The organism is Mycobacteriales bacterium, from assembly GCA_035995165.1.
In the GTDB taxonomy this organism is placed as follows: Bacteria; Actinomycetota; Actinomycetes; order Mycobacteriales; family CADCTP01; genus CADCTP01.
In genome coordinates, this window is the sequence record DASYKU010000058.1 from 1 (window position 1) to 10,460 (window position 10,460).

The window sequence follows — 10,460 nt, forward strand, 5'->3', positions numbered from 1 at the left end:
CCGGAAGTACTCCGCCATCGTCAGCGCGGACAGGCCGACCCGCAGCCGGGTGCCCGGCGGCTCGTCCATCTGACCGAAGACCAGCGCGGTCTGGTTGATGACGCCGGACTCGGTCATCTCCAGGAACAGGTCGTTGCCCTCACGGGTCCGCTCGCCCACACCGGCGAACACCGACACGCCGCCGAACTCCTGCGCGACGCGGCGGATCATCTCCTGGATCAGCACGGTCTTGCCCACACCGGCGCCGCCGAACAGGCCGATCTTCCCGCCGGCCACGTACGGCGTGAGCAGGTCGATGACCTTGATGCCGGTCTCCAGCAGCTCGGTCTTGCCCTCGAGCTGGTCGAACGGCGGGGCCGAGCGGTGGATCGGCCAGACCTCGCCGGCCCGGAAGCTCGGGTCGTCCAGGCAGCGGCCGAGCGCGTTGAACACGTGCCCCTTGACCTGGTCGCCGACCGGAACCTCGATCGGGCGGCCGGTGTCGGAGACGGTGGCGCCGCGGATGAGGCCGTCGGTCGGCTGCATCGAGATCGCCCGCACCGTGTTGTCGCCGATGTGCTGGGCGACCTCCAGGGTGAGCTCCTTGTTCAGCGGGTTGCCCTCGCCGAGGTCGACGCCGACGTGCAGGGCGTTGTTCAGCTCCGGCATCTCGCCCCGGCCGAACTCGACGTCGACGACCGGGCCGGTGACCCGGACGACGCGGCCGGTGCCGGTCGCAGTCTCCTGCGGTTCCCGTACTGCGGTCATGACCTCTCGCTCCCTGCCGACGCGAGCGCGTCCGCGCCGCCGACGATCTCGCTGATCTCCTGGGTGATCTCCGCCTGCCGGGCCTGGTTCGCCTGGCGCGTGTACGTCTTGATCAGGTCCTCGGCGTTGTCCGTCGCCGACTTCATCGCCCGCCGCCGGGACGCCGACTCCGACGCCGCCGACTCCAGCAGGGCGGCGTAGATCCGGGCGTTGACGTACTTCGGCAGGAGGGCGCCGAGCAGCTCGGCCGGCTCCGGCTCGAACTCGTACGCGGGGAGGTAGCCCTCGGGGGCCTCCTCCTCGCTCTCCTCCACGACCAGCGGCGCGATCCGCTTCGCCACCGGGTTCTGGCTGAGCATCGACTTGAACTCGGTGTAGACGATGTGGATCTCGTCCACGCCGACCACGCCGTCCTCGCCGCCGCCCTCGTCGGTGTCGTCCATGCCGGCCAGGAACGATCGCACCAGCGTGGACCCGACCTCGCGGGCGTCGGTGAACGCCGGCTGCTCGGAGAACCCGGTCCACTCCTGCGCGACCTCGCGGTTGCGGAAGCGGTAGTAGGCCGAGCCCTTGCGGCCGATGACGTACCGGACCGGCTCCTTGCCCTCCTCGCGCAGCAGCGACTCCAGCCCGTTGGCCGTGCGCAGCGCGTTGGAGCTGTACGCCCCGGCCAGCCCGCGGTCGCTGGTGATGACCAGGATCGCGGCCCGGCGCGGGTTCTCCCGCTCGGACAGCAGCGGGTGGTCGGTGTTGGAGTTGGACGCGAGCGCCGACAGCGCCCGGGTCAGCTCGTTGACGTAGGGCAGCGACGCCTGCACCCGCAGCTGCGCCTTGGCGATGCGGGAGGTGGCGACGAGCTCCATGGCCTTGGTGATCTGCTTGGTCTGGGTGACCGCGCGGATCCGCCGGCGCAGGATGCGCAGAGTGCCTGCCATGGGGTCAGCCCTGGTTCCGGGCCGGCTGCGGCTGCTTGTAGCGGGTGACCTTCTCCTGGCCGACCTGGTCGGAGTCCATCGCCTCGGCGTCGGGCTCGTTGACGATCAGCTGCTTGCCCTCGGAGGTCTGGAACTCGTTCTTGAACGAGTCGATCGCGCCCTTCAGCGACTCGACGGTGTCGTCCTCGAGCTTGCCGGTCTGCAGGATCGCGTCGTAGATGCCCTGGTGGTCGCGGCTGAGGTAGTCGAGGAACTCGCCCTCGAACTTGCGGACGTCCCCGACCGGGACGACGTCCAGCGCGCCGGTGGCGCCGGCCCAGATCGACACGACCTCCCGCTCGACCGGGTACGGCGAATACTGCGGCTGCTTGAGCAGCTCCACCAGCCGGGAGCCGCGGGCCAGCTGGTCCTGCGAGGCCTGGTCCAGGTCGGAGCCGAACGCCGAGAACGCCTCCAGCTCGCGGTACTGCGCGAGGTTCAGCCGCAGCGTGCCGGCCACCGTCTTCATCGCCTTGATCTGGGCGTTGCCGGCGACCCGGGAGACCGAGACACCGACGTTGATGGCCGGGCGGACACCGGAGTTGAACAGGCCGGTTTCCAGGAAGATCTGCCCGTCGGTGATCGAGATGACGTTCGTCGGGATGTAGGCCGAGATGTCGTTGCCGCGGGTCTCGATGATCGGGAACCCGGTCATCGAACCGCCGCCGAGCTCGTCGGACAGCTTGGCGCAGCGCTCCAGCAGCCGCGAGTGCAGGTAGAACACGTCGCCCGGGTAGGCCTCGCGGCCCGGCGGCCGGCGCAGCAGCAGCGAGACCGCGCGGTACGCCTCGGCCTGCTTGGACAGGTCGTCGAAGACGATCAACACGTGGTTGCCGGCATACATCCAGTGCTGGCCGATGGCCGAGCCGGTATAGGGCGCGAGGTACTTGAAGCCGGCGGCGTCGGAGGCCGGGGCGGCGACGATCGTCGTGTACTCCAGGGCGCCGGCCTCCTCCAGCGTCTGCCGCAGCGCGGCGATCGTGGAGCCCTTCTGCCCGATCGCCACGTAGATGCAGCGGACCTGCTGCTTCGGGTCGCCGGTGGCCCAGTTGGCCTTCTGGTTGATGATCGTGTCGATGGCGATCGCGGTCTTGCCGGTCTGCCGGTCGCCGATGATGAGCTGGCGCTGGCCCCGGCCGATGGCCGTCATCGCGTCGATGGCCTTGATGCCGGTCTGCAGCGGCTCGCGGACCGGCTGCCGCTGCACCACGGTCGGCGCCTGCAGCTCCAGCGGCCGGCGCTCGTCGGAGGCGATGTCCCCGAGCCCGTCGATCGGCTCGCCCAGCGGGTCGACGACGCGGCCGAGGAAGTTGTCGCCCACCGGGACGGACAGGATCTCGCCGGTGCGGTAGACCGGCTGGTCCTCGTCGATGCCCTGCTGGTCGCCGAGGATGACGACGCCGATCTCCCGGACGTCGAGGTTCAGGGCCAGGCCCAGCGTGCCGTCCTCGAAGCGGAGCAGCTCGTTGGTCATCGCCGAGGGCAGCCCCTCGACGCGGGCGATCCCGTCACCGGTCTCGGCGACCGTGCCGACCTCCTCGCGCGTGACCTCCGGCGAGTAGGAGGAGACGTACTCGTCCAGAGCGGATCGGATCTCGTCCGTCGAGATGGTCAACTCAGCCATTGCTGCACCCCTGCATTCGCATTTCGTCAACGGTCACAGTGTCGCCTGCCCACGCGGCGGCCCGCATCACGTCGTGCCCTACCCGGCCAGCCGGTGCCGGAGCCCGGACAGCCGGGACAGCACGCTGCCGTCGATGACCTCGTCGTTCACCCGCACCACCAGGCCGCCGAGCAGCTGCGGATCGACCGCGATCTGCAGCGAGACCGCCCGCCCGTAGATGCGGCCGAGCGCGGTCACCAGCCGCTGCTCCTGCTGGTCGCTCAGCGCGGCCGGCGCGGTCACGTAGGCCACGTACCGCTCCCGGCGGTCGGCGGCCAGCTCGACCAGCTCGTCGAGCGCGTGCTCCAGGCTGCGCCCGCGCGGGGCCCGGACGGTCTGGTCCAGCAGCCGCCGCGTGGTCGGGTCGACCCGCTCGCCGATCAGCCGGTCCAGCAGCTCGAGCCGGCGCTCGATCGGGGTCGAGCCGTCCTGCAGCGCCTGCCGCAACCGGGGCTCGCCCCCGATGATCCGGCCGAACCGGAACAGCTCGTCCTCGACGTCGTCCAGCGTCCCGCTGCGCTCGGCCACCCCGAGGGAGGCCCGCCGGCTGAGCGTCTCGACGGCGTCGGCCAGGTCGGCCGAGGACGACCAGCGCTCGCGCACCAGCGGCCGCAGCAGCTCCAGCGCCCGGACGTCGAGCTGCTGCCCGAGCACCCGGTCGAACAGCGCCTGCCGGCGGTCCGGCTCGGCCGAGGAGTCCGACAGCGCCCGGCGCAGCCCGCTCTCCCGGTCCAGCAGCACGGTGACCTCGGCCAGCTGCTCCGCCAGCGCGACGAGGTCGGACGCCGTGGACCGGTCGATCAGGCCGTCGAGCGCCGCGGTGCCGGCGGCCAGCGTCTCCCGGCTGGCCGCACCCGAGCCAGCCATCACCGGCGACGGCGGGTACGGCCGCCGCCGCTGTCACCGCTGCCGCCGTCCGCCTCGCCGGCGGGCGGCGCCGAGGTCTCGGTCGCCGAGGGGGTCGACGGAGCCGAGGGCGCCGACGGAGCCGAGGGCGCGTCGGAGCCCGCGGCCCCGCTCGAGTCGCCCGCCCCGACACCGGCCGGCACCGAGTTGGCCATGCCGTCCAGGTCGTCCAGGAAGCGGTCGACCGTGCGCTGCCGGGCCGAGTCGTCGGCGAGGGACTCGCCCACCACCCGCTCGGCGAGCTGGGTCGCCAGCGAGCCGATCTCGCCCCGCAGCTCGCGGACGACCAGCTGCCGCTGGACGGTCAGCTGCTCCTCGCCACGGGTGACGATGCGGGCCGACTCCTCCTGCGCGGTCGTCCGCATCTCCTCGATGATCCGCTGGCCCTCGGCCCGGGCGTTGTCCCGGATCTGGGCCGCCTCGGTGCGGGCCTCGGTCAGCTGCCGGCGGTACTCACCGAGCAGCCGCTGAGCCTCCGCCTGCGCCTCCTCGGCCCGCTTGATGCCGCCCTCGATCGCGTCCCGGCGGGCCTGGAAGGTTGCCTCCATGCGCGGCCAGACGTACTTCATCAGCACGAAGACCACGATCGCGAAGGTGATCAGGCCGATGACAAGCTCGCCGACGGCGGGGATGACCGGGTTGGGCCCGGACTCCTCGACCGGCGTCGTCTCGGCGGCAAGGTAGAGCAGCATGAGCGGGGCTCCCTAGCGCCGTCGGATCAGGTGATGATGAAGGGGACGACGAAGCCCAGGATGGCCAGCGCCTCGGACAGCGCGAACCCGAGGAACAGGTACGTCCGGGTCAGGCCGGCCGACTCGGGCTGCCGGGCGGTGGCCTGGATGTAGGCCGCGAAGACGATGCCGACGCCGATGCCGGGGCCGATGGCCGCGAGGCCGTACCCGATCGTGCCGACGTTGCCGTTCACTTCAGCGAGAAACGACACGGATGGATCTCCTCCTTGAGGTCGCGTGAGCCCGCTCACGCGGACGGTCTGGGTGAGGCGGGCGGCCTCAGTGCTCGGTCTCCATGGCACCGGAGATGAACGTGGCGGTGAGCACCACGAACACGTAGGCCTGCAGCAGCTCGATGAGCAGCTCGAAGAACGTCATGACCAGGGTCATGAGGAACGAGACCGGAAAGAAGATCACGGAGAAGTTGCCGACCGTCAGCAGGTAGACCGTGCCGGTGGCGAAGACCGCCAGCAGCAGGTGGCCGGCCAGCATGTTGGCGAAGAGCCGGACCGCGAGCGTGAACGGCCGGAAGATGAAGGTCGAGGCGAACTCGATCGGCGTGACCAGGATGTACAGCGCCGGCGGGACGCCGGGCGGGAAGAGGTTGTTCTTGAAGTACGGCCCCAGGCCCTGCTGCCGGATCCCGAGGTAGTTGAACAGGATGTACGTGATCGCGGCGAGCACGACCGGGAACGCGAACCGCCCCATCGGCGAGATCTGCGCGAACGGGATGATGCCCATCACGTTGTTGATCACGATGAAGAAGAACAGCGACGCCAGGTAGGGCGCGAAGCGCAGACCCTCGGAGCCGATGACCTCGCGGCTGACGCCGTCCCGGACGAACGAGTACGCCGACTCGCCGAAGTACTGCAGGCGGCCGGGCACGAGCTTCGGGTGGCGGGTCGCGTAGACGAAGAAGAGGACCATCAGCGCGGTGGCGATCCAGAGGATCACCGTGATGCGCGTGATCGCGAAGTGGATGCCCGCGAGGTCGAAGGTGGTCAGCGGCTTGGGGAAGAACTCCAGCACGCTCGGCGCGCAGTAGCCGGGATCGTTCGGCGGGCACTCGGAGGCGAGGACGATGCTGGCGCTCACGGGCACTCCCCTCTCACTCGGTCCTGCTCAATCGGTTGTGCTCATCCGGACGTGCCGTACCTGACGACGACAAGATAGATCGCGCCGGCCATACCGAGCAGGACGCCGATCGCCTTGACGAAGGTCGTGTCCAGCCAGAGATCGATCAACCATCCGATCCCGCCCCAGACGACCACGCCGGCGAACAGCGTCCCGACGACACCCCAGCCCTCGTTCATACCGGAGACACCCGAGGGTTGACGATCGTCGGTCATGGCACGCGTACGTTATCAGCCGGTCTCGGGCCGGGCGGGACCCGCCCCCCCGCCAACAGTTGGCAAAGGATCTGGGATAATTCCCGGTCAGCGCGCCGGAGGGTCGACGTAGTAGACCTTGGCCGTCCACACGCGACGGACGTGCGACCCGGTCCACACCAGGGTCCCGGCGACCACCGACAGACCGAAGGCCTGAGGGTCCAGCCACGGTTGATCACGCACCGCGATCAGGACCACGGCGAGGACGATCAGCTTGATCAGGTATGTCCCGAGTGCGACCGGCAGCAGCAGCGATTCGGCTACTCTCCCGGCCGTCGCGACCGCGTACGCGGAGATCGAGAAGAACAGCACCACGACCGCCAGCCCGGCCAGCACCCAGACCGCCGCGCGGGCGTCGCGGACCAGCCAGGCGACCGGGACGCCGATCAGCGCGAGCACGCCGGTCGCGGCCAGACCGGACCGGACGTAGGAGATGTCCCAAGGAACCTCGGCCGGCGCGGTCACGGGGTCGACCGCCGGGACGCGCGCAGCCGGGGCACGCTGGAGAGCAGGATCGCGACCGCGGCCAGCGCGGCCACCACCGACAGCACCCGCAGCGGGTCGTCGATGATCGACATCGCCACCCCGCCGAAGGCCAGCAGGGCCGACCAGAAGTAGATGAGCAGCACGGCGCGCCGGTGCGAGTGGCCGATCTCCAGCAGCCGGTGGTGCAGGTGCAGCTTGTCCGGCGAGAACGGCGACCGGCCCGCCTTGACCCGCCGCGCCACCGCCAGCACCAGGTCGACCAGCGGCACGGCCAGCACCACCAGCGGCAGCAGGAACGGCAGGTACATCGGCAGCGTGTCGGCCGGCGAGTTGGAGAACGTCTGCGAGTCGGCGGTGCTGGACGCGGTCACCGCGGACGCGGCCAGGGTCAGCCCGATCAGCATCGAGCCGGAGTCGCCCATGAACACCCGGGCCGGCGAGAAGTTGTGCGGCAGGAACCCGACGCAGGCCCCGGCCAGCACGGCGGTCAGCAGCGACGGCGCGAACGCGACGTCGCCGTACCCCTGCCGGGCCAGGTGGTACGAGTACGCGAAGAAGGCCAGCGCCGCGATCGCGGACACGCCGGCGGCCAGCCCGTCCAGGCCGTCGATGAAGTTGATCGCGTTGATCGTGAGCAGGCAGAGCACCACGGTCAGGCCGACGGAGTCGTTGCGGGCGAAGGAGAGCGTGCCCACTCCCCCGAACGGCACGTAGAGCACCAGCAGCTGGACACCGAGCAGCACCATCACGCCGGCCGCGAAGACCTGGCCGGCCAGCTTGGTCAGCGAGTCCAGCTCCCAGCGGTCGTCCAGCACGCCGAGCAGGCAGATGATCCCGCCCGCGATGAGCAGCGCGGTCGTCTCCGACCCGGTGTCGTACGCGCGGCGCAGCGTCGGCATCAGGTGCGCCACCAGCAGGCCCACCGACATCCCGGCGAAGATCGCGACCCCGCCGAGACGCGGCGTCGGGATCGCGTGCACGTCCCGGTCCCGGGGGCGGGCGACCGCCCCCCACCGCCGCGCGGCGACCCGCACCACCGGGGTGAGCAGGAAGGTCACCGCCGCGGCGATGCAGAAGACCAGCGCGTACTCGCGCATCGATCAGCCTCGGGCGTACGCCGGGTGGGCCTGCACGAGCTTCTCCACGCCGGCGGCGACCTCGGCCGCCGAGTCCGGCTTCGTGACCGCACGGGCGATGAGCCCGGCGATCTCGGTGGCGTCGGCCTCGGTCATGCCCTGGGTGGTGATCGCCGGCGTGCCGACCCGGATCCCGGACGCCGTCATCGGCGGCTGCGGGTCGTAGGGAATGGCGTTCTTGTTCAGGGTGATCCGGGCCGCGTCGCAGCGGGCCTCGGCGTCCTTGCCGGTGACCTCGACCCCGCGCAGGTCGATCAGCGCGAGGTGGGTGTCGGTGCCGCCGGATACCGGTCGCATCCCTTCGGCCGCGAGCCCGGCCGCCAGCGCCTGCGCGTTCGCGATGACCTGCCGCGTGTACGCCTGGTACGCCGGCTGGGCCGCCTCCTTCAGCGCCACCGCCTTGGCCGCCACCGAGTGCATCAGCGGGCCGCCCTGGGTGAACGGGAAGACCGCCTTGTCGATCGCCTTGGCCATGTCCGCGCGGCAGACGATCATGCCGCCGCGGGGGCCGCGCAGGACCTTGTGGGTGGTGAAGCAGACCACGTCCGCGTACGGCACCGGGGACGGGATGGCCTGGCCGGCCACCAGCCCGATGAAGTGCGCCGCGTCGACCATCAGCTTCGCGCCGACCTCGTCGGCGATCTCCCGGAACGCGGCGAAGTCGATCAGCCGCGGGTACGCCGTGGCGCCGCAGATGATCATCTTCGGGCGGTGCTCCCGGGCCAGGTCGCGGACCTGGTCGTAGTCGATCAGCTCGGTGTCCTCGCGGACGCCGTACGCGACGTTGTCGAACCACCTGCCGGAGAAGCTGACCTTCGACCCGTGGGTCAGGTGGCCGCCGTGCGGCAGCGACATCGCCAGCACGGTGTCACCGGGCTGGCAGATCGCCGCGTACGCCGCGAGGTTGGCGCTGGCGCCCGAGTGCGGCTGGAGGTTGGCGTGCTCGGCGCCGAAGAGCTCCTTGGCCCGTGCGATACCGATCTCCTCGGCCTGGTCGACGACCTGGCAGCCGCCGTAGTAGCGCCGGCCGGGGTAACCCTCCGCGTACTTGTTCGACAGGGTCGAGCCGAGCGCGGCCAGCACGGCCGGCGAGGTGAAGTTCTCGCTCGCGATGAGCTGAAGACCCGACCGCAGCCGGTCCAGCTCCCCCAGCACCACCCCCGCGATCTCGGGATCCTCCGCCTGCAGGGCGTCGAAATCGGGTCCCCAGAAGGGCGTGCTGGTCATCGGATCGCTCCTCGTGCGGATCGGTGGCGGCTCCAGTCCAGGGCCCGGGCAATCACGGGGACCCTATCCCGGTAGCCGCGTCGGACCGGCGCCGGTCCGGCCACCGTGTCGAGCACGAAGTCGACCCAGGCGGCGGTCTGCGTGACCATGTCCCGCTGGGCCGGATCGTTGTCGGTGGGGTCTTCCAGGTCGTACGCGTCGGTCACGTACGGGCTGCCCGGCTGGTGCCGTTGCTCCCGCAGCGTGCTCGCCCGGGCCACCAGCGCCCGCAGCCGGGAGCCGACCGGACCGGCGGGCAGATCGTCGCCGCTGATCCCCTCGCTGAGCCGGGCCAGCTCGCCGAGAGTGAACGTGCGGTGCCGGGAGGCCAGCTGCAGTCGCCAGACCGCCCGGACGTGCTCGGCGGTCGAGGCGATGACGAGGTCGGCGCCGGCCACCGCCTCGGGGGTCAGCCGGGTGGAGCGGGCCGCGGCCACCTCGGCCGCGTCGACACCGGCCCGGCGCAGCGCGCTCGCGGTGCCCGGCTCGACCGGCCGGTCGGGCGTGGCCCAGGTCCCGGCGCTGCCGACGACCACCTCCGCGCTCGCCGGACCCCCGGCTCTCGCCCGCAGCCCGGACCGCAGCAGCAGCTCCGCCGCGGGTGAGCGGCAGACGTTGGCGGTGCAGACGCACAGGACGTGCGCGGGGTCGCCCATCGACCCAGGTTACGTCGGCTGCGGGGGTGGTCCGGTCGCGATCAGCTCCGGGACGACCTCCTGGAGCTGCGGCAAGGTCACCTTCCCGGGCCGCAGCATGGTCGGCACGCCCCGGGTGACGTCGACGATCGTCGACGGCGCGGGGTCGATGCACATGCCCCCGTCGAGGTAGACGGCGACCGCGTAGCCGAGCTGTTCCTGGGCGTCGCCGGCGGTCAGCGGCACCCGCTTGCCGGTCAGGTTGGCCCCGGAGACGGCCAGCGGGCCGGTCCGGGCCAGCAGCTCCAGCGCGACGGGGTGCAGCGGCATCCGGATCGAGATCGTGCCCCGGTCGTCGCCGAGGTCCCAGGCCAGCGACGGCGCGTGCTCGACGACCAGGGTCAGCGCCCCCGGCCAGAACGCCTCCACCAGCGCCCGGACGGCCGGCTGCACCATCAGCGTGAGCCCGTCCAGCCCGGCCCAGGACCCGACCATCACCGGGATCGGCAGATCCCGGCCGCGGCCCTT

The 10,460-nt window shown here is 71.3% G+C and carries 12 protein-coding genes and 1 pseudogene; all 13 read right to left on the reverse strand.

Annotated features, from left to right (window positions below; all coding sequences use genetic code 11):
- On the reverse strand, nucleotides 1-747 hold a 747-nt coding region (locus VGP36_09625; GenBank protein ID HEV7654973.1), incomplete at its 3' end, for a F0F1 ATP synthase subunit beta.
- A complete protein-coding gene (locus VGP36_09630; protein HEV7654974.1) occupies nucleotides 744-1,682 on the reverse strand; it encodes a F0F1 ATP synthase subunit gamma in 939 nt (312 codons plus the stop codon). The genes VGP36_09625 and VGP36_09630, both read right to left, overlap by 4 nt.
- A 4-nt stretch (nucleotides 1,683-1,686) precedes the next feature.
- Entirely contained in the window at nucleotides 1,687-3,345 is a 1,659-nt protein-coding gene (atpA, locus tag VGP36_09635) for a F0F1 ATP synthase subunit alpha (protein HEV7654975.1), read from the reverse strand.
- Between the two features lie 78 nt (nucleotides 3,346-3,423).
- Nucleotides 3,424-4,251 carry a F0F1 ATP synthase subunit delta gene (locus VGP36_09640; protein HEV7654976.1) on the reverse strand — a complete coding sequence of 276 codons (828 nt, stop codon included), beginning with the start codon at nucleotides 4,249-4,251 and terminating at the stop codon, nucleotides 3,424-3,426.
- Nucleotides 4,252-4,442: 191 nt separating this feature from the next.
- Nucleotides 4,443-4,982, reverse strand: a pseudogene (locus tag VGP36_09645) (F0F1 ATP synthase subunit B).
- Nucleotides 4,983-5,008: 26 nt separating this feature from the next.
- Nucleotides 5,009-5,233 (reverse strand): ATP synthase F0 subunit C, encoded by a 225-nt coding sequence (gene atpE, locus VGP36_09650; GenBank protein ID HEV7654977.1) that lies wholly within the window; start codon nucleotides 5,231-5,233, stop codon nucleotides 5,009-5,011.
- 67 nt (nucleotides 5,234-5,300) lie between these two features.
- On the reverse strand, nucleotides 5,301-6,116 hold the full coding sequence (gene atpB, locus VGP36_09655) for a F0F1 ATP synthase subunit A (GenBank protein HEV7654978.1): 816 nt from the start codon (nucleotides 6,114-6,116) through the stop codon (nucleotides 5,301-5,303).
- Between the two features lie 41 nt (nucleotides 6,117-6,157).
- Nucleotides 6,158-6,370 carry a hypothetical protein gene (locus VGP36_09660; protein ID HEV7654979.1) on the reverse strand — a complete coding sequence of 71 codons (213 nt, stop codon included), beginning with the start codon at nucleotides 6,368-6,370 and terminating at the stop codon, nucleotides 6,158-6,160.
- A gap of 87 nt (nucleotides 6,371-6,457) precedes the next feature.
- Nucleotides 6,458-6,874, reverse strand: coding sequence for a hypothetical protein (locus tag VGP36_09665; GenBank protein ID HEV7654980.1), 417 nt, complete (start codon nucleotides 6,872-6,874; stop codon nucleotides 6,458-6,460).
- Nucleotides 6,871-7,992, reverse strand: a complete 1,122-nt coding sequence (locus VGP36_09670; protein HEV7654981.1) for an MraY family glycosyltransferase — start codon at nucleotides 7,990-7,992, stop codon at nucleotides 6,871-6,873. Before VGP36_09670 ends, VGP36_09665 begins: the two co-directional genes overlap by 4 nt.
- A gap of 3 nt (nucleotides 7,993-7,995) precedes the next feature.
- The gene (glyA, locus tag VGP36_09675; GenBank protein HEV7654982.1) at nucleotides 7,996-9,258 is read right to left on the reverse strand and encodes a serine hydroxymethyltransferase; all 1,263 of its coding nucleotides are present in this window, start codon (nucleotides 9,256-9,258) and stop codon (nucleotides 7,996-7,998) included.
- A complete protein-coding gene (locus tag VGP36_09680; protein HEV7654983.1) occupies nucleotides 9,255-9,953 on the reverse strand; it encodes a hypothetical protein in 699 nt (232 codons plus the stop codon). Before VGP36_09680 ends, glyA begins: the two co-directional genes overlap by 4 nt.
- 9 nt (nucleotides 9,954-9,962) lie before the next feature.
- The coding region (locus VGP36_09685; protein ID HEV7654984.1) for an L-threonylcarbamoyladenylate synthase at nucleotides 9,963-10,460 on the reverse strand (498 nt) is incomplete at its 5' end.